This window comes from Pseudomonas sp. S5D5 (assembly GCF_003013355.1).
Lineage (GTDB): Bacteria > Pseudomonadota > Gammaproteobacteria > Pseudomonadales > Pseudomonadaceae > Aquipseudomonas > Aquipseudomonas aylmerensis.
Genome location: NZ_PTEO01000001.1, coordinates 5,043,311 through 5,061,933, shown reverse-complemented (window position 1 = coordinate 5,061,933; position 18,623 = coordinate 5,043,311). Strand labels below are relative to the sequence as shown.

The 18,623-nt window shown below is 47.9% G+C and carries 18 protein-coding genes; all 18 read left to right on the top strand.

The features are described 5' to 3' along the window. Window positions 1–39 precede the first annotated feature (39 nt). Window positions 40–336, top strand: a complete 297-nt coding sequence (gene ihfB / locus C9990_RS23045; RefSeq protein ID WP_106804780.1) for an integration host factor subunit beta — start codon at window positions 40–42, stop codon at window positions 334–336. Window positions 337–357: 21 nt separating this feature from the next. Next, window positions 358–606, top strand: a complete 249-nt coding sequence (locus C9990_RS23040) for a lipopolysaccharide assembly protein LapA domain-containing protein (protein WP_106805707.1) — start codon at window positions 358–360, stop codon at window positions 604–606. A gap of 1,092 nt (window positions 607–1,698) precedes the next feature. Then, complete coding sequence (locus tag C9990_RS23035) at window positions 1,699–2,688, top strand: FAD-binding oxidoreductase (protein ID WP_106804779.1); 990 nt, start codon at window positions 1,699–1,701, stop codon at window positions 2,686–2,688. A gap of 13 nt (window positions 2,689–2,701) precedes the next feature. After that, entirely contained in the window at window positions 2,702–3,475 is a 774-nt protein-coding gene (gene rfbF, locus C9990_RS23030) for a glucose-1-phosphate cytidylyltransferase (RefSeq protein ID WP_106804778.1), read from the top strand. Window positions 3,476–3,477: 2 nt separating this feature from the next. Beyond that, the gene (rfbG, locus tag C9990_RS23025) at window positions 3,478–4,563 is read left to right on the top strand and encodes a CDP-glucose 4,6-dehydratase (protein WP_106804777.1); all 1,086 of its coding nucleotides are present in this window, start codon (window positions 3,478–3,480) and stop codon (window positions 4,561–4,563) included. 25 nt (window positions 4,564–4,588) lie between these two features. Beyond that, complete coding sequence (rfbH, locus tag C9990_RS23020; RefSeq protein ID WP_106804776.1) at window positions 4,589–5,902, top strand: lipopolysaccharide biosynthesis protein RfbH; 1,314 nt, start codon at window positions 4,589–4,591, stop codon at window positions 5,900–5,902. Between the two features lie 2 nt (window positions 5,903–5,904). Next, on the top strand, window positions 5,905–6,780 hold the full coding sequence (locus C9990_RS23015) for an NAD(P)-dependent oxidoreductase (RefSeq protein ID WP_106804775.1): 876 nt from the start codon (window positions 5,905–5,907) through the stop codon (window positions 6,778–6,780). Further along, window positions 6,777–7,796 (top strand): GDP-mannose 4,6-dehydratase, encoded by a 1,020-nt coding sequence (locus C9990_RS23010; protein ID WP_106804774.1) that lies wholly within the window; start codon window positions 6,777–6,779, stop codon window positions 7,794–7,796. Before C9990_RS23015 ends, C9990_RS23010 begins: the two co-directional genes overlap by 4 nt. Further along, entirely contained in the window at window positions 7,796–9,112 is a 1,317-nt protein-coding gene (locus tag C9990_RS23005) for an oligosaccharide flippase family protein (RefSeq protein WP_106804773.1), read from the top strand. Before C9990_RS23010 ends, C9990_RS23005 begins: the two co-directional genes overlap by 1 nt. Window positions 9,113–9,162: 50 nt before the next feature. Next, window positions 9,163–10,110, top strand: a complete 948-nt coding sequence (locus tag C9990_RS23000) for a glycosyltransferase family 2 protein (RefSeq protein ID WP_106804772.1) — start codon at window positions 9,163–9,165, stop codon at window positions 10,108–10,110. A gap of 27 nt (window positions 10,111–10,137) precedes the next feature. Then, a complete protein-coding gene (locus tag C9990_RS22995) occupies window positions 10,138–11,271 on the top strand; it encodes a hypothetical protein (RefSeq protein ID WP_106804771.1) in 1,134 nt (377 codons plus the stop codon). Beyond that, a complete protein-coding gene (locus C9990_RS22990) occupies window positions 11,271–11,969 on the top strand; it encodes a glycosyltransferase (RefSeq protein ID WP_106804770.1) in 699 nt (232 codons plus the stop codon). The genes C9990_RS22995 and C9990_RS22990 overlap by 1 nt, the downstream gene beginning before the upstream one ends. Window positions 11,970–11,977: 8 nt before the next feature. After that, window positions 11,978–13,096, top strand: coding sequence for a GDP-mannose 4,6-dehydratase (gene gmd, locus C9990_RS22985; protein WP_106804769.1), 1,119 nt, complete (start codon window positions 11,978–11,980; stop codon window positions 13,094–13,096). Window positions 13,097–13,099: 3 nt separating this feature from the next. After that, on the top strand, window positions 13,100–14,074 hold the full coding sequence (locus C9990_RS22980) for a GDP-L-fucose synthase (RefSeq protein ID WP_106804768.1): 975 nt from the start codon (window positions 13,100–13,102) through the stop codon (window positions 14,072–14,074). A gap of 277 nt (window positions 14,075–14,351) precedes the next feature. Continuing rightward, window positions 14,352–15,767: a mannose-1-phosphate guanylyltransferase/mannose-6-phosphate isomerase gene (locus C9990_RS22970; protein WP_106804766.1), complete on the top strand. Its 1,416-nt coding sequence runs from the start codon at window positions 14,352–14,354 to the stop codon at window positions 15,765–15,767. Between the two features lie 4 nt (window positions 15,768–15,771). After that, window positions 15,772–16,539, top strand: a complete 768-nt coding sequence (locus C9990_RS22965) for a glycosyltransferase family 2 protein (RefSeq protein ID WP_106804765.1) — start codon at window positions 15,772–15,774, stop codon at window positions 16,537–16,539. Continuing rightward, entirely contained in the window at window positions 16,539–17,507 is a 969-nt protein-coding gene (locus C9990_RS22960) for an SDR family oxidoreductase (protein ID WP_106804764.1), read from the top strand. Before C9990_RS22965 ends, C9990_RS22960 begins: the two co-directional genes overlap by 1 nt. Beyond that, entirely contained in the window at window positions 17,500–18,510 is a 1,011-nt protein-coding gene (locus tag C9990_RS22955; protein WP_106804763.1) for a glycosyltransferase family 4 protein, read from the top strand. The genes C9990_RS22960 and C9990_RS22955 overlap by 8 nt, the downstream gene beginning before the upstream one ends. Window positions 18,511–18,623 lie beyond the last annotated feature (113 nt).

Genomic DNA, 18,623 nt, shown 5'->3' with positions numbered 1-18,623 from the left:
AAGCGCTTTTCCTAGCTGCTTGAAAAAGAAGGGAAAAATATGACGAAGTCGGAGTTGATCGAACGAATTGTCACCCATCAAGGGCTGCTCTCATCCAAGGATGTGGAGCTGGCTATCAAGACCATGCTCGAGCAAATGTCCCAGTGCCTGGCAACCGGTGATCGGATTGAGATCCGCGGGTTTGGAAGTTTTTCACTGCACTACCGCGCACCGAGGGTGGGCCGGAATCCGAAGACTGGGCAGTCGGTGAGTCTGGATGGGAAGTTTGTGCCTCATTTCAAGCCGGGGAAGGAGCTGCGGGATCGGGTGAATGAGGATGAGGAAGAGTCGATTTGATTGTTTTGGTGGGAGGATATTATGCGGGGGATTAAGCGCGTTACACTGGTTGTGGTTGTGTCGGCGGTTTTTCTGGTGATCTTGGCATTCATCCTTGAGAACCAGCAGTCTGTGAGTCTTTCCTTTTTAGGCTGGAATGCGCCTCAAGCTTCGGTATCGCTATACATCACGCTTTCTTTAATTGTCGGAATGCTCATTAGTCCTTTCCTTATGTTTCTGGTCAGTATCTGCGGCCGTCGCAAGTTGGCAAGTCGCCGCGTAGACTGCTGACGTTTGATTTGTTCAGCGGCTCGGCGGCTCTCGCGAGCTCTGTCGGCTGGGCATGCTTTTAAGGCAGTTCTGTCTTCACGCCCTTCGTTATTAGTGCTCGGTGGCGTTCTTAAAGTAAACATCCGGCCTTTACAGTAATAAGAACTCGTTAGCACCCTACGGATCTTCACGAGGTAATTTACGGGACGGAGCTTTAACGCGTGTGCTTCTCCGGCCTGTAGGCAGGGCTAATGCTCCGCTAGGTCTTCGCAGGTTTGTTCATATATACCTTTGCGACATTCCTACAATCTAATGTGATCAACGCAAGAGGTATTTTCCAGGAGCGGGGCATCATTTCAGTGAGGGGGGGGCGCGCTCATTGGCGGATGATTTTCCTGTCTGGCCGTCTGGGGCATTGTTTCCAATTCTGCTTGCTAAAATCATGATAGTCGCCAATTTTTCTGGTAGTGCACGCATCATCTGCCCAGTTCGACCATAATCAAGCTATTAAGCGTTACGTGAATTTTGGATTGACATATTCTAAAGTGATTAATTGTTCGTAATTGTGTCGCCGCTAGTCTGAAAAGAGGGCAGGTTGATTCGTCGTGAGGTGGGATTGCCTGCTAAATTCGAACTGTGCAAATTGTTATTGTGCGTAAAGTCAAGGTTACTGAACGTTGCCTGTGGACGTATAATGGTCCATCAAATAACGTGGCGTTAAACTGTGTCATCCACGCTACGCGTCAGTTTCAAGATTTCCTTTGTGCTGTGGAAGGCCTGTGGTCACTCCAAGGATGTAAGACTCAATGTCACGCAAAGGACACATTTGGTGCGGGCGTATGTTCAGGCTCCAGAAATTTGGTTGGGGACACGGTCCGGCTTCTGCGTCCAGGGGCGCTGGTGCTGATGCCATTTTAGTATCAAGGGCTAGTTATGAGCGAGTCGTAATCCTGATAAACCTGCTTAATTGCGCCCAATAGCTGAGTTTTCCGCTGGAGAGCGTTGTTTCATACTGTGAAGCTGCACGGGGGCGAGGCAACCACTGGAACAGCAGGGTGAGGGTTCGTTCGTATGCCTTTTAATTCAATTTTTCAAGAATGATTTGCAAATGCCATGACTATAGCCACTTTATCCAACGAAAAGACCTTCCTTTGTGAGCCCGGCGTGACGCTTCTGGACAACGCAAAAAAACATGGTCTGGTATTGGAGTACAGCTGCCGGTCGGGTAGGTGCGGGGTTTGTAAGGCTTTCGCAATAGGTGAGACCGCGATTATCCATCATGAGGAGTCGGTACTATCACCTGAAGAGATTGCTGCGGGATATATATTGACGTGCTGCCGCGGTGCGTTGAGCGATGTCCATTTAGATATTGAAGATTTGAGTCTGTTCGGCGATATAAAGAGCAAAACGCTTCCGTGCCGAGTTGATTCAGTTACGCGACTGTCTGATGATGTCTTGGAGGTTTCTCTTCGGCTGCCTCCTGCCAGTCCACTCGATTACATCCCGGGCCAGTACGTCGATGTTATTGGAAAAAATGGGGTGAGAAGAAGTTATTCCATCGCAAATGCCCCCAGGCAGGACGGTAAGCTTATGTTACAGATTCGCCAAGTCGTAGGCGGAGTCATGAGTCAATATTGGTTTGGCGAAATCGCCATCAACGACCTGCTCAGGATCGAAGGCCCTTTAGGCACGTTTGCGCTTCGTAATACCTCCGTGACTAACCTCGTGTTCCTGGCCACGGGCACTGGTATTGCGCCTGTGAAGGCGATCCTTGAACAGCTGAAGTCCAACCCTGAGCAAGTCGCGAATAAAAAAATATGGATTTACTGGGGCGGTAGACGTACCACAGACTTCTACTGGCAGCCAGAGCTCGATATTTTGCCGGTCACGTTTGTCCAAGTTTTGTCACGTCCCAATGATAGCTGGGATGGACGTATTGGTTATATTCAGAATGCTGTCGAGGATGATGGAATCCTGATGACGGATGCGGTTGTCTATGCTTGCGGGTCCGAGCTCATGATTCATTCGGCTAAAGAAAAGCTCATAGCGCTTGGTCTTCCTCAAAAAAACTTCTACTCCGACGCTTTTGTTAGCTCGAATTGATTAAGGATAAAAGATGAAAGCTGTGATTCTGGCTGGTGGACTAGGCACACGATTGAGTGAGGAGACCAGTACTCGACCTAAACCAATGGTAGAGATCGGTGGTAAGCCAATCCTATGGCATATCATGAAGATGTATTCAGCACACGGAATCAATGATTTTATTATTTGTTGTGGTTATAAAGGCTATGTAATCAAAGAGTATTTTGCTAACTACTTTCTGCATATGTCAGATGTCACTTTTGATATGCGTAACAACACCATGAAAGTACATGATAAGCGCGCGGAAGCTTGGAGTGTCACGCTGGTTGATACTGGTGATGATTCCATGACGGGAGGGCGTCTGCGTCGGGTAGCTGAGTATTTAAAGGATGAAGACTCATTTTGCTTCACGTACGGCGATGGCGTAGGTGACGTCGATATTACTTCGACTATTGAATTTCACAAGAAACACGGCAAAGCCGCAACATTGACCGCGACATACCCGCCAGGCCGCTTTGGAGCACTGGACATTCGTCTTGGTCAGGTCCTTAACTTTAAGGAAAAGCCTAAGGGTGATGGCGCTATGATTAATGGCGGGTTTTTTGTTTTAAAGCCCGAGGTGCTTAGCTACGTTGATAATGACAGTTCCGTGTGGGAGCAAGAGCCGCTAATGAACCTCGCGTCTGATAATCAGCTGATGGCCTATGAGCATCCTGGGTTCTGGCAGCCTATGGATACACTTCGCGACAAACATTTGCTGGAACAACTTTGGGATTCAGGAAAGGCGCCTTGGAAGATGTGGGAGTGAAGATGAAAGCCGCAGTCACCCCCGCCTTCTGGAAGGGTAAAAAAGTATTTTTGACAGGACACACCGGGTTCAAAGGGAGCTGGTTATCCCTGTGGCTGCAAAGTATGGGTGCACACGTCAAGGGTTACGCGCTTGATCCGCCGACCACTCCCGCGCTTTTCGATGAGGCCCGTGTCGCCGAAAGTATGGATTCGCAAATCGGTGATATTCGAGATTTGCAGGAAATCACTCGGAGCATGGTTTGCTTTGACCCCGAGATTTTGATTCACATGGCAGCTCAGCCACTGGTACGGCTCTCCTATAAGCACCCGGTCGACACCTATTCTACGAATGTAATGGGGACTGTGCATGTCCTTGAGGCAGCGCGGCAGTGCCCCAGCCTGCGTGCAATAGTTAACGTCACAACCGACAAATGTTACGAAAATCGCGAGTGGGAATGGGGTTATCGTGAAGACGAACCCATGGGTGGGCATGACCCCTATAGCAACAGCAAGGGCTGTGTTGAGCTGGTGACGTCGGCCTATCGCAACTCTTTTTTTAGCAAAGAACAACCCTGTGCACTCGCCTCAGCGCGTGCTGGAAATGTAATCGGTGGTGGAGATTGGGCTGAGGATCGTCTAATTCCGGATATACTGGCTGCATTTGAAAAGCAACATCCGGTGATTATTCGTAATCCACAGGCTACCCGGCCATGGCAGCATGTCCTTGAACCGCTGAGCGGTTATCTCGTATTGGCGGAGAATCTCTGGAAGCATGGGCATGATGTGGCTCAGGGCTGGAACTTCGGCCCCAAAGATGAAGATGCACGTCCCGTTGACTGGATTCTGGACCATATGGTTCGAACTTGGAAGGAGGGGGCAAGCTGGGCATTGGATCAACATCCGCAGCCACATGAAGCGCGCTATTTGAAACTAGATATTTCTAAGGCGCGTGCTCGTTTGCACTGGTCACCTACCTGGTCTCTGGAGACGACACTGGCTCACATCGTGAACTGGCACCGGGCTTGGCTACGTGGTGCGGATGTTCACTCTCTTTGTCTAGTAGAAATTAACGCCTATATGGCCGCTATGTCTTCATGCGGCAAGTAACTCATATTTTTAAGCAGGAAAAGCCATGACACCCGATATGCTTCGCCAGGAAATCAGCAAACTCGTTGAGCAATATGCTCAAGTCGCCCTGGCGCCAAAACCCTTCGTTGCGGGTAAAAGTATTATTCCACCTTCGGGCAAGGTAATAGGGGCCCGTGAGCTGCAATTGATGGTGGAGGCGTCACTGGATGGATGGCTGACTACCGGGCGTTTCAACGCTCAGTTTGAACAGAGGCTGGCAGAGTTCCTCGGTGTCAAATATGCGCTTTCTGTTAACTCGGGCTCGTCTGCCAACCTTGTAGCGTTTAGCACACTGACGTCGCCAAAGCTCGGTGATCGGGCGATCAAGAAAGGTGATGAAGTTATCGGCGTTGCCGCAGGGTTTCCTACAACGGTCAACCCGATTGTGCAGTTTGGCGCTATTCCTGTGTTCGTTGACGTAGATATGGTGACGCACAATATCGACACCAATTTGATTGAAGCTGCGATCACGCCTAAAACTAAAGCCATCATGCTCGCCCATACATTGGGTAATCCGTTTAATTTGGGCGCTGTGAAGGAAATTTGCGATAAGTACAATTTGTGGCTGATAGAAGACTGCTGTGATGCCCTTGGAGCAAAGTATGATGGAAAATTGGTAGGCACTTTTGGAGATATTTGTACTTTAAGTTTCTATCCTGCACACCACATCACAATGGGTGAGGGCGGCGCAGTCTTTACCAACAGCCCTCAGTTGAAAGTGATCGCCGAGTCGTTCCGCGATTGGGGTCGCGATTGCTACTGCGCACCTGGCTGTGACAATACGTGTGGCGACCGATTTGGCCAACAGTTTGGCAGCTTGCCCCAGGGTTATGACCACAAATACGTGTACGCCCACTTGGGCTATAATCTCAAAATAACTGATATGCAAGCCGCGTGCGGTTTGGCACAACTGGATCGCGCCCAGGAATTCATCGATACGCGTAAAAGTAATTATCTGCTCCTCAAACAACGTTTGAGTAGTTTGTCCGAATTTCTGGAAATTGCTGAGCCAACTCCTAATAGCGAGCCGTCTTGGTTCGGTTTTCCGGTAACTTTGAAAGAAACTGCGGGGGTGAAACGCGTCGATTTGTTGAAGTTCCTGGATCAGAACAATATCGGTTCTCGCCTGTTATTTGCCGGTAACCTCACGCGTCAGCCTTACTTTCAGGGTATTGAATACCGGGTGGTAGGCGAGCTGACTAATACCGATCGTACTATGAATCAAACGTTCTGGCTCGGTATCTACCCAGGTTTGGGTCAAGCGCAATTTGACTTTATCGGTGAAAAACTCGAAGAGTTCTTCGGTATCAACTTTTAAATATGAAAAAAATACTGTTGACAGGTGCTACCGGGTTTTTGGGTAGCGCACTTGCTCGTTTTTGGAGCCGGGCGGGGTATCGGGTTTCGGCGCTCGTTCGCTCCACTTCGTCCTGTGCGCGTATCGAGGGTATTCTTCCCGATAGCCAAGTATATAAATACAGTAGTGATCAAGACGTCTTGTCTGCGATTGCAGCGGTTTCACCTGACTACATAGTGCATACCGCTTGCGCCTACGGTCGTGCGGGAGAGTCCATCATTGATGTATACGACGCGAATGTGCGATTCGGATTGGTATTGTTGGAAGGTGCTAACTCACTCGACGGGAACGTCGCGTTCGTCAACACTGGTACCGTGCTGGACGCTGCTGTCAGCAGTTATGCAATGTCAAAAAATAGCTTCAGTTTAATTGGCGTTTTTCAAGCTGGGCCGAACGTCAAGTTTGTAAATGTCGCGCTGCAACACATGTATGGCCCGGGGGACGATAAAAGTAAATTTACGACCTATGTAGTCAGTTCCTGTACGGAAAATATTGATGTTTTGAATTTGACATCCGGTATTCAGAAAAGAGATTTTATTTTTATAGATGATGTTGTTTCTGCTTACGATACTATTATTTCGCACATGCCAAGTATTAAGCGGGCGGAAGAAGTTGAAGTCGGCTCTGGTGTGGCATTGCCCGTGCGAGAGTTTGTAGAGTTAGTGCATTCCTTGACTGCTTCCCAGACAAAATTGAATTTTGGTAGCGTTCCTTACCGTCCCAACGAAGAAATGCTGTTTCGGGCGGATATTAATCGAATGCGTTCCCTTGGTTGGGCACCGCGTACCTCCCTGGAAGTAGGCATACAAAAAATGATCGATAAGGATATTTTACGATGAAGTTACTTATTACCGGTGGTTGTGGATTCCTCGGCAGTAACCTCGCATCGGACGCCTTCCTGCGTGGTGACGACGTTATTATTTTTGACAGTTTATATCGTAGCGGTTCACGGGAAAACCTGGGTTGGCTGCAGACTCAAGGTTTATTCACGTTTGAGCACGGTGATATTCGAAATCAACACGACATCACGCGAGTTATCCAGTTGCATAAGCCTGATGTGATTTTCCATCTGGCAGGCCAAGTGGCGATGACGACGTCGATTGCCAATCCCCGGATGGATTTTGAAGTCAACGTCATGGGCACTCACAACCTGCTCGAAGCAGTACGACTGCATGTGCCGGAGGCGACTGTTGTGTATTCGTCGACGAATAAAGTGTACGGGGATCTGGAGCAATTTAAATATAGCGAAAGCGATTCTCGATACGAATGTATTGATCGACCCAATGGTTTTGATGAAACAACTCAATTAGATTTTCACTCTCCTTATGGTTGCTCCAAGGGCGCTGCGGACCAATACATGCTGGACTACGCGCGCATGTTTGGTCTTAATACAGTCGTATTCCGGCATTCATCAATGTACGGTGGTCGTCAATTTGCTACCTACGATCAAGGTTGGGTAGGTTGGTTTTGTCAGAAGGCAATTGAGGCTAGGGCCGGTAAAACGAGCATCCCATTTACAATATCTGGAAGTGGGAAGCAGGTTCGTGATGTACTGCATGCGGATGATATGAAAACGTTATACATGAGTGCCGTGAATAATATTAAAGTGGCTAGAGGGCACGCTTTTAATGTTGGTGGCGGAATGGATAACAGTCTTTCTTTACTTGAGCTGTTTCAGATGCTAAATGAAATCAATGATATTGATTTGGAGTACACGAAACTGCCTGTTCGGGAAAGTGATCAGCGAGTATTCGTAGCTGACATTGCCAAAGCGCATAAGATTCTAGGGTGGAGGCCGGTAGTTTCTTCAAGGGAAGGTGTAAATTCCATGGTGGAGTGGGTGAGCCAGCAATAATGTCTGAAAAGGCTATCGTTCCGCGTACGCATAATTATGTGCGACAGGTTAAAGGGTCTGTCTTGTATAAAGGCGGCGCTGTTGCAGCGTCATTTCTGATCATTCCCATAATGATTTCTTATTTGGGAGTGTCTCAGTTCGGTGTTTGGTCGACATTGTTGACCATTATGTCCTGGATTGTTTTTTTTGATCTTGGGATCGGAAATGGACTTCGGAATAAAGTAGCAGAGTCGCTCGCAAAGGACGACCCCGAGCAAGCCAGAGGCTATATTTCGTCTGCTTACGGTGTGATAGGGCTGGCAGTGTTGGTGCTCTGGTTAGTATTTTTTTCAATATCGTATTGGGTGTCATGGCAGGGTATTTTCAATACGATCACCGTCTCGGAAAGCGAGCTTAGGTATTCAGCTCAGGTCGCAATGAGCTTTGTGTTGGTGAATTTTTGGGTCGGGCTAATTACCGCATTATTGGGTGCTGTTCAAAAAAGCGCCTTAGTATCACTAGGGCAGTTATTTACCAATATCTTTGCCTTGCTCGTGACTTACTTGCTATTTCGCTTGACGGAAGGAAGTATCAGTAAACTCGCATGGGTTTATGGCGTTGGACTGCTAGGTGGCAATGTGCTACTGAGTGCTTGGTTTTACGAAAAATATAGGTTTTTAAGACCGGATCTGTTTCTATCGCTTAAACATGATCATATTAAGCCTCTGCTTTCAGTTGGTATACGGTTTTTTGTTATTCAGTTAGCTGTACTTGTGGTTTTTACAACCGACAAAATTCTTATAGCACAATTGTTTGGTCCAGAGCATATTGCAGAGTATGAGGTGGTTTTCAAATTGTTTAGTGTTGTGACCTTTTTCCATGCTTTGATCTCAACTCCATTATGGTCTGCGTACACTGATGCCTATCACCGGAAAGACAATATATGGATAGTCAAGATGCTGCGTACGCAGCTGAAGTTGTATTCGGTTATTTTGTTAGGGTTAGTTGTGCTGGTGTTTTTGGCAAAATTTATAATAGGCATTTGGATCGGGCACGATTTCGCTGTCTCCCAGACGCTGGTAATCTCTATAGCTTTTTTTGTGGCGGTGTCTACATGGAACAATATTTTTGCAATGATGCTTAATGGTGCAGGTGCGGTAAATGTTCAGCTATACACTGCACTGGTAGCGATGTTGGTCAATATACCTTTGGCGTTGTTGATGGTTAAGGTTTTTGATATGGGGGTTGGCGGGATAGTATTGGCTGCAACGTTAAGTCTGTGTTTTTCCGCGGTATTCCTACCGTGGCAAGTTTCAAAATTGGTAAAGGTAGTATAGGCGCTTTGATTGGTTCTATATGCTGTTAATTTATGAGATGGAGGGTCGTAATGGAAGCGCCTATGAATTTAGTTAGTATTTTGATTCCTGTTTATAATCGTAAAAATATGATTCTTGATACCTTGAGTTCAGCGCGGGCGCAAACTTACGAAAATATAGAAATTATAGTTGTAGATAACGCCAGCACTGATGGTACCTGGGAAGTGATTTCTGAAATCGCAGGTATGGATCGTAGAGTCAAAGCCTTCCGGAACGAATCAAATCTCGGACCCGTTCGTAATTGGCTAAGATGTGTTGAAGAGGCAACTGGTACCTATGCGAAGATTTTGTGGTCAGACGATTTGATCGCCCCGGATTATTTAGAAAGCACATTGCCGTTTTTGGATGACTCGGATGTCGGATTTGTTTTTACGGCAACGCGTGTCTTCGACGAAAATCCTTTGATAGGCGAGTTGTATCACTCCATTGGAGCTACTGGAATATACGACAGCGAGCGATTTATAGAGGGTGACTTGAGAGGGGAGGGCTATCCCGTATCACCAGGATGTGCATTGTTTCGGCTGCAGGACCTGCGTAGCAGTTTGTTGTTGCATGTTCCTAATTCAATAGGAAGCGATTTTTCCATGCATGCAATAGGGAACGATCTTTTGTTGTTCTTGTTAGTTGCTCATAAGTATCCTAAGTTTGCTTTTGTTTCACGTGTCTTATCTTTTTTTCGCGCCCACGCTGGCTCCATTAGTATCTCCTCCAAGAACAGTAAGCTTCCCCTGCACTATAACGTTGCGCGGGCGTACTTCGTGGAGCACTACCGCCCGGATTTAATTTCTAAGCTCAACGGACGGCTGTATTTACACCTCCTAAGATTTCCTGATTCTAAAGACTTTGGCGTAAGTGACGTCTCAAATTTTTACACTATAAATAAGTTTTATTCATTTTCACGTATCTGGTTGCTACTGTTTGTCGGACGAAAAATATGTAAAAGATACCTTGGTGTTTAGTGCTGTTGTTCGTGTAAAGGTGATCTTATGTATGTCATTTTTTATTGTCTTTCCAGCTTTCCGGCGCTTGCTTTAAGCTTCGGACTGGGCAACGTGCCGGTTAGATATTTGGCGTTGCCAACTCTGTTGTACTTTTCTGAATTCAGAAAAGTTGACGTGTTGTTTTTAGTGGCAGCTTTGTTTCACCTTTTATATAGCTTGGCTTCTGCGGGTGTTAGGCCTTTCTCGCTGTTGGACTTTAGCTATGCATTAGCGTACATATACATATTGCTAGGCGTTGCGGTGGTAAGGAAAAATCCTGAATATTTCAAGATTTTCGTTATAGTGTTTTGGCTGCTTAATATTATTTATGCTGTTTATCAAGATACTTTTCTGATGCTTGACGGTAATCAGTTTTGGGTGATGATGCATGAGAATACGCATGATGTTTCTTATGTTTTACCTAAGGTAGAGTTCATTCCTTATCTATACCGAGTCACAGGTCTGTTCGTCGAGTCAGCTCCGTTTGTGATATATTTGATGATGACTCATTTGGCTTTTTCGATCCTGTTAGTCTCTAAGTGGCTAAAGTATATTAATATGCTTTTTATATTTTTGGCTGGTGCGAAAATTGGATATGTCTTTTTATTGCTAGTTGGTGCTAGCTTTGTTGTGAGTAAACTTGGTTTAAAGATTTTGAAATTTATGGTGCTTGGTATCTTATTGGTGTTTAGTTTTGCACCATTTCTACTGGGCCTGCTTTACGGGGCTAGAGCGTTTGAAAGTCTTTGGGTACGTCTGAATTCTTTTTATGAGATCGTTCAAGGCTTTTCATCTGAAACACTCGGATTTCTTTTTGGTTATGGCATGGTTTCCAGTACTCAATTGATGAGTGGGGATTTTGAGGGTCCGATGCGCGGAATTGATTTTTTTTCAACTTACATTTACGCCAATGGAGTACTGGGCTCGTTAGCGCTTTTATTACCGTTGGTGCTTTGGGCTGCTTTCAATGTTAATGCACTTACACTGCTGCAAAAAAACCTCTCCAGTTTGATCATTTTCTTATCTTTGCTCACGATGGGGTCTTTGATTAATTTTCAGTATGCGTATTATTTTTTTATACTCGCATTTTCCTCCTGCCGTACAGTTGGTAAAAGTGTATCCTTTAGAGAGAATAATTGATGCTAGTGCTAAGTATTATTACCGTCGTCTTCAATGACCGTCTCGGATTTGTTAAAACGGCAAATAGCGTTTTTGAACAGAGACAGTTTTATCCTGGAATTGAATATATTGTAATAGACGGCGGCTCGACTGATGGCACTGTTGAAGCTATTGAACAGCTTTCTGATGGAATTGATTACTGGGTTTCGGAGCGCGACTCAGGAATTTATGATGCTATGAATAAAGGTTGGCGTGCTGCCAATGGGAATGCGTTGCTTTTTTTGAACGCGGGTGATTATTTCGTCGGTGATGTCTTGAGTTCCTTGCAGGTGGCTCCAGCTTTTCTACCAGTAAAGTATGTTGATATTTTTGGACGCTTTCGTAACAGGCCTGTTGTCAATCAACGCTCAGGTATTTCTAATTGCCATCAGGGAATTGTTTTTGAGGCCAAAAGTATAGCGTATGATTGCACGTATGATATCTGTGCCGATTACAAATATTTTTTGGAGCACGGCTATAGTAATAAAATTTCTATGTTGCCGTCGAAAGGTCATGTGTTTTTCGACGCAGTTGGCGTCAGCGCAACGAGAGTCCGTGAAAGAGACCGTCAGATTTTTGATATACGTTGCCAGTATTTTGGCACGTTAGTGGCTTCGGTATATGAGCTTAAACCCTGGCTAAAAAGGGTAGTCAGATCAATTTTAGGAAAAATCAAGTAGAGAATGTTATGAAAAAGGCACTGATCACAGGTATTACAGGTCAAGATGGATCCTACCTGGCAGAATTCCTGCTTGAAAAAGGATACGAAGTGCACGGCATAAAACGTCGAGCTTCTTCGTTCAATACTCAACGTGTTGACCACATTTACCAAGATCCGCACGTAGATAACCAGAGCTTTGTCCTTCATTACGGCGACTTGACTGACTCGTCCAACCTGACGCGTATCATCCAAGAGGTGCAACCGGACGAGGTGTACAACTTGGGTGCGCAGTCCCATGTTGCAGTGAGCTTCGAGTCTCCGGAATACACCGCTGATGTGGACGCCATGGGCACCCTGCGTATCTTGGAAGCGATTCGTTTACTGGGCCTCGAAAAGAAAACACGTTTCTACCAGGCCTCTACGTCTGAGTTGTATGGCTTGGTGCAAGAGACGCCGCAAAAAGAGACCACGCCATTCTACCCGCGCTCTCCTTATGCGGTCGCCAAGCTGTACGCCTACTGGATCACGGTTAACTACCGCGAGGCCTACGGTATGTACGCGTGCAACGGCATTTTGTTCAACCATGAATCACCGCGGCGTGGTGAGACTTTCGTAACACGTAAAATTACCCGCGCGTTGGCGAACATTTCGCAAGGTCTGGAAAAATCTCTTTTTCTCGGGAACATGGATGCCTTGCGCGACTGGGGCCATGCCAAAGATTACGTGCGCATGCAGTGGATGATGTTGCAGCAGGATCAACCGGAAGATTATGTAATCGCCACGGGCGTACAGTACTCGGTTCGTGAGTTTGTCCGTTGGTCCGCAGCGGAGTTGGGCGTCAAGTTACGTTTTGAAGGTTCCGGCGTCGATGAGGTGGCTGTAGTCGAATCGATTGAAGGCGACCTGGCGCCGGCGATGTGCGTTGGTGATGTGGTTGTTCGTGTTGACCCGCGCTATTTCCGGCCAGCCGAAGTTGAAACCCTGCTGGGCGATCCGACCAAAGCGAAAACCAAGCTGGGCTGGACACCGGAAATTACCGTGCAGGAAATGTGTGCAGAGATGGTCCGGGAAGATTTGAAAGTCGCGCAACGTCATGCCTTGCTCAAGCAGCACGGTCATGAGGTACCTGTTGCAACGGAGAACTGATCAATGGCTCGCCATTTAAACGAAGCAGTGTTGGTTGTCGGGCATCGGGGAATGGTCGGGTCGGCCATTGTCCGGCGCCTGTCCGAGTTGGGTTATCAGAACATCTTGACGGTTGGTCGTGATGAAGTTGATTTGATCGATCAAAGGGCAGTGCGTGCGTATTTCGATGCTCACAAAGTCAATCAGGTGTATCTGGCGGCTGCTCGCGTGGGTGGTATTCATGCCAATAACACCTATCCAGCAGATTTCATCTACGACAACCTCATGATTCAGGCAAACGTGATTGAGGCGGCGCATCGTACGGGTGTTCAGAAGCTTCTTTTTCTGGGATCTTCGTGTATCTACCCGAAGCTCGCTGAACAACCGATGACTGAGCAGGCGCTGTTGACTGGCACGCTCGAGGCGACTAACGAGCCCTATGCTATTGCCAAGATTGCAGGTATCAAGCTGTGCGAAAGCTACAACCGACAGCATGGTCGCGATTATCGGAGCGTTATGCCGACCAATCTGTATGGCCCTCATGATAATTATCACCCGGACAATAGCCATGTTATTCCGGCGCTGCTGCGTCGTTTCCATGACGCTGTAGAGCAATCGGTAGAAGAAGTCGCCATCTGGGGCAGCGGCAAACCCATGCGTGAATTTTTGCATGTTGATGATATGGCTGCGGCCAGCGTCTATCTCATGGAGCTGGAAGCACAAGTTTATCAAACCAATACGCAGCCCATGCTTTCACATGTCAACGTGGGATCAGGGGTCGATTGCACGATTCGCGAGCTGGCTGAGACTATAGCGAAGGTTGTCGGATTCAACGGCACGCTCACTTTCGATTCGACAAAACCTGATGGTGCGCCTCGCAAGCTGATGGATGTGTCGAGGCTCAAGTCCATGGGGTGGCAGGCCAGCATCGGTCTTGAGGACGGGCTACGAGGCGCTTACAAATGGTTCGTTGATAATCGGTTGGACGCGCGTGGCTGACATGGTTCTGGAATCGGGCACCTTTGATGCTTTTGACCCAATGACCGGGTATTGCTTGGTCGTCGAGCACAGCGCAGCGCACAATACGCCCAATATCCACTCTGCAGTATCGTCTTACCGCGTAAAGCTCCCGAGCAGTGATATCGTGGAGCTGTCGACGATTCAGCATGAGGAGTACGAAAGGTGGTCAGCGAGTGCTGTGAATGACTCCCCGCTCGTGCATAACTCCACCCGCGCCAATCTGGCTGCGCTGACCCAAGCATCAAAGGACGATTGAATGTTTCTTCCAGTAATTTTGGCGGGTGGCTCGGGCACACGGCTCTGGCCATTATCTCGTCAATTGAACCCAAAACAGTTCCTGCCCCTGGTGGATGAGGACCTGACAATGCTTCAGGCGACCATTAAGCGTCTTGATGGATTGGAGCACGTTACCCCTCGATTGATTTGCAACGAAAGTCACCGTTTTCTTGCAGCCGAACAGCTTCGGCAAATGGGATTGGAAGATGCGAACATTATCCTTGAGTCCGTAGGCCGAAATACCGCCCCGGCAATCGCATTGGCTGCGTTGCAAGCCTTGGCAGAGCAAGCGGATCCGATTCTGCTGGTCCTGGCAGCTGACCATTTGATTCAGGATGTAGATGCTTTTCACCAAGCTATCAGGACAGCGCTCTTGCTTGCCGAAGCCGGTAAGTTGGTCACGTTTGCAATTACCCCTACTCATCCAGAAACTGGCTATGGCTATATTCAAAGGGGAGTGCCGGTGGAGGAAGGCGGCTTTGAGGTTAGTCGCTTCGTTGAGAAACCAGACTTGATGACGGCTGAATCCTATCTGTCTCAAGGCGATTACTTCTGGAACAGCGGTATGTTCATGTTTCGCGCCAGCCGCTATATCCAGGAACTCGAGAAATTCCAGCCAAAAATTGCCTCGATTTGCCGTGATGCCTTGGCAAACGGGCAACAAGATATGCACTTCACCCGTGTTGACAGCGCTATATTTTCCAACAGCCCTGACGACTCGATTGACTATGCCGTTATGGAAAAAACTAAAGATGCGGTAATGGTGCCCTTAAGCGCAGGCTGGAGTGACATCGGCTCTTGGACGGCCCTGTGGGAAGCGGGTAAGAAAACAGCTGACGGTAACTTGTTCAAAGGGGATGTGCTTTCCGAGAAAACAACTGGGAGTTATGTCCACGCGACACATCGTTTGGTCACCACGGTTGGTGTGAAAGATTTAATTATCGTTGAGACCAAAGATGCTGTTCTCGTCGCCCATAAGGACGAGGTGCAGGAGGTTAAGAAAATCGTTGATCAACTCAAACTCAGTCAGCGTCACGAGCACGCCGATCATCGAGAGGTCTATCGTCCGTGGGGCGTTTACGACTCTATCGACAGTGGGGAACGTTATCAGGTTAAAAGAATCACAGTGAAGCCTGGTGCCAAACTGTCTGTGCAAATGCATCATCATCGAGCTGAGCATTGGGTAGTAGTGAGCGGTACTGCGCGAGTTACAAATGGTGAGAAGACCTATCTGGTGACCGAGAACCAGTCGACTTTTATTCCAATTGGGCAGGTTCATGCTTTGGAAAACCCCGGGATGATTCCCCTTGAGCTCATAGAAGTTCAGTCAGGGTCCTATCTGGGTGAGGATGACATTGTCCGATTTGAAGATATTTATGGTCGGGTGAAGGGCTAATACCTTGAAAATTTCGATTGTCACTGTTTCTTATAATAGTGGGAAAACCATTAGAGACACAATTGAGTCGGTTCTCGCTCAAACATATTCTAACGTTGAATATATCATCGTGGATGGTGCATCTACCGATAACACAATGGACATTGTCGCTGAGTATGCTTGCTCAATCGCTAAGGTCGTGAGTGAACCTGACAAGGGCATATACGATGCGATGAACAAAGGTGTTGCCTTGGCCACCGGCGACGTCATCGGTATACTTAATTCCGATGACTTTTATGAAAGTGACTGCGTACTGGAAACAGTGGCGGGCGTATTCAGTGAACATCCAGAAAGTGCCTTGATATTTGGTGACGTTGTTTTTGTCGAGCCTGGCGACTTAAAACGTATCACGCGTCTCTACACGGGAGGGCACTTCAAGGCCTGGAAGCTCAGGTTTGGCTGGATGCCTCCTCATCCTGGCACGTTTATACGGTCCGGCATCTACAAGGAGGTAGGGCCCTACTCACTGCTGTATAAAATATCTGCTGATTACGAGATGTTTGTTCGCTTGCTTTTGAACAAGCGCTTGAAGTTTGAGCATGTGAACAAAGTTCTAGTCCGTATGCGATCGGGTGGAATTAGCACTTCCGGGGTGAAGAATAGCTTGAAATTGAACAGGGAAATTGTTCAGGCATGCAGGCGAAATGGCGTCTATACAAATTTGCTGATGGTGTTGAGCAAGATTCCGTTTAAGTTGTTGGAGTTAGTCAGACGGCCAAGGTCGGACAGCTGATGAACCATATCTTTGTCACTGGTGCGTCTGGTTTTCTGGGTAAGGGTTTGCTAAGTCGATTGCAAACCGATGGTCATTATAGGTTGTCTGCCTCGGTGCGTACTTCTTCAGCTTCATTGCCAGGTGACGTCACGTTGCACATGATGGGTTCTATCGACGCAGACACACCTTGGTTGACCGCCCTGGAAGAGGTTGATGTAGTTGTGCATTGTGCCGCTCGTGTGCATGTCATGGCTGACACTTCTCAGGACCCACTTCAGGATTTTCGCAAGGTCAATGTCGACGCCACATTGCAATTGGCTCGGGAAGCCGCGAAAGCGGGCGTGAGGCGTTTTATCTTTATCAGCTCGATCAAGGTCAATGGTGAGCAAACCGAGCCCGGCAGACCTTACAAGGCCAATGGAATCCCACAGCCGTTGGACCCTTACGGTATTTCAAAACTGGAGGCTGAGACAGCTCTTTATGAATTGGCAGAAACCGTGGATATGGATGTTGTGGTTATCCGTCCCGTTCTCGTCTATGGACCTGGTGTGAAGGCCAACTTCCAGGCCATGATGCGGTGGTTGGACAGAGGGGTTCCGCTGCCATTCGGTGCCATTCATAACGGCCGTAGCCTGGTCGCGTTGGACAATCTGGTGGACCTGATTGTAACGGCCATAAGCCATCCCGCAGCAGCCAATCAGACGTTTCTAGTCAGCGATGGTGAGGATCTTTCCACTACCCAGTTGCTCAGACGCATGGCTCATGCGCTGGGAAAACGCCCGCTTCTCTTGCCTGTTCCCAGCTATGTATTGAGCGTTGCCGCGAAACTGCTTGGTCAACGTTCCTTAGCGCAACGATTGTGTGGCTCGTTACAGGTGGATATCACCAAGACCCGTAAGTTGCTTCAGTGGGCCCCCCCCGTATCGGTAGATACAGCCCTGAAAGTGACCGCTTTGCATTATATGGAAAATAAAAATAATGATTGATTGGTGGTTGATGCCCGCTGTAGCTCTAGTGTCTTGCGTACTAACGGCGGGCCTGCGTCGTTATGCTTTATCCCGAAGCATTATTGATATTCCCAATGCCCGTAGCTCTCATTCGGTGCCAACACCACGCGGTGGTGGCGTGGCCATTGTCCTGGCGTTTTTGCTGGCACTGCTATTGCTAGGCTTTTTGCACGCTGTGCCGTTTAACTCACTGATTGCGATAGGCGGGTCGGGTAGTCTGATCGCTTTGATTGGCTTTATGGACGATCACGGTCATATTGCGGCCCGCTGGCGTTTACTCGGTCACTTTAGTGCTTCTGCATGGGCATTGTTGTGGATGGACGGCATCCCTACCATAGGTGTGTTTGGGTATGGAGTTAACCTCGGGTGGCTGGGGAGCGTTCTGGCCGTGATCTATCTGGTCTGGATGCTTAATCTGTACAATTTCATGGACGGTATTGACGGTATTGCCAGTGTTGAAGCGATCAGTGTGTGTCTTGGCGCCTGTCTGCTTTACTGGTTAAGTGGTGTCGAGGAACTGATGTGGCCTCCATTGCTGCTTGCAATGGCAGTTGCAGGATTTCTGGTGTGGAATTTTCCTCCGGCAAAAATTTTCATGGGCGACGCCGGAAGTGGTTTCCTAGGAATTGCCTTGGGTGTGATGTCTATCCAGGCGGCATGGGTGTCTTCGCAGTTGTTGTGGGCGTGGATGATTTTGCTCGGAGTGTTCGTCGTGGATGCCACATTCACCCTGATCCGCCGGCTGGTCCGTGGCGATAAAGTCTACGAAGCGCACCGTAGTCATGCCTATCAATTCGCTTCTAGGCTGTATGGAAAACACCTCCCGATCACGTTGGGAGTGGCGGTAATCAACGTATTCTGGCTGCTTCCGATTGCCCTATGCGTCGTTTTACTGGATATAGATGGCGTGTGGGGTCTGATGCTTGCGTATTGCCCTCTGATAGTGCTCGCGATCAAGTTTCACGCTGGAGAGCTCGAGTAGGCGCTGACGGCGGTAATACCTAGGGATTTAAAACGCAATAATGTTTTGATGTCCGTAGAATTAGGTCGCCTTAATAAGGCTAGAGGAGCGGTAGGCGGTGAGCGAAGGTTTTT

What these genes read in the sequence shown, in the direction of transcription:
- C9990_RS23005 (WP_106804773.1), top strand. Translation starts at nt 7,796, where the DNA reads ATGTCTGAAAAGGCTATCGTTCCGCGTACGCATAATTATGTGCGACAG.
- C9990_RS23035 (WP_106804779.1), top strand. Translation starts at nt 1,699, where the DNA reads ATGACTATAGCCACTTTATCCAACGAAAAGACCTTCCTTTGTGAGCCC.
- C9990_RS22960 (WP_106804764.1), top strand. Translation starts at nt 16,539, where the DNA reads ATGAACCATATCTTTGTCACTGGTGCGTCTGGTTTTCTGGGTAAGGGT.
- C9990_RS22980 (WP_106804768.1), top strand. Translation starts at nt 13,100, where the DNA reads ATGGCTCGCCATTTAAACGAAGCAGTGTTGGTTGTCGGGCATCGGGGA.
- C9990_RS23010 (WP_106804774.1), top strand. Translation starts at nt 6,777, where the DNA reads ATGAAGTTACTTATTACCGGTGGTTGTGGATTCCTCGGCAGTAACCTC.
- C9990_RS22955 (WP_106804763.1), top strand. Translation starts at nt 17,500, where the DNA reads ATGATTGATTGGTGGTTGATGCCCGCTGTAGCTCTAGTGTCTTGCGTA.
- ihfB (WP_106804780.1), top strand. Translation starts at nt 40, where the DNA reads ATGACGAAGTCGGAGTTGATCGAACGAATTGTCACCCATCAAGGGCTG.
- rfbF (WP_106804778.1), top strand. Translation starts at nt 2,702, where the DNA reads ATGAAAGCTGTGATTCTGGCTGGTGGACTAGGCACACGATTGAGTGAG.
- C9990_RS22990 (WP_106804770.1), top strand. Translation starts at nt 11,271, where the DNA reads ATGCTAGTGCTAAGTATTATTACCGTCGTCTTCAATGACCGTCTCGGA.
- rfbH (WP_106804776.1), top strand. Translation starts at nt 4,589, where the DNA reads ATGACACCCGATATGCTTCGCCAGGAAATCAGCAAACTCGTTGAGCAA.
- rfbG (WP_106804777.1), top strand. Translation starts at nt 3,478, where the DNA reads ATGAAAGCCGCAGTCACCCCCGCCTTCTGGAAGGGTAAAAAAGTATTT.
- gmd (WP_106804769.1), top strand. Translation starts at nt 11,978, where the DNA reads ATGAAAAAGGCACTGATCACAGGTATTACAGGTCAAGATGGATCCTAC.
- C9990_RS22970 (WP_106804766.1), top strand. Translation starts at nt 14,352, where the DNA reads ATGTTTCTTCCAGTAATTTTGGCGGGTGGCTCGGGCACACGGCTCTGG.
- C9990_RS23000 (WP_106804772.1), top strand. Translation starts at nt 9,163, where the DNA reads ATGGAAGCGCCTATGAATTTAGTTAGTATTTTGATTCCTGTTTATAAT.
- C9990_RS23015 (WP_106804775.1), top strand. Translation starts at nt 5,905, where the DNA reads ATGAAAAAAATACTGTTGACAGGTGCTACCGGGTTTTTGGGTAGCGCA.
- C9990_RS22995 (WP_106804771.1), top strand. Translation starts at nt 10,138, where the DNA reads ATGTATGTCATTTTTTATTGTCTTTCCAGCTTTCCGGCGCTTGCTTTA.
- C9990_RS23040 (WP_106805707.1), top strand. Translation starts at nt 358, where the DNA reads ATGCGGGGGATTAAGCGCGTTACACTGGTTGTGGTTGTGTCGGCGGTT.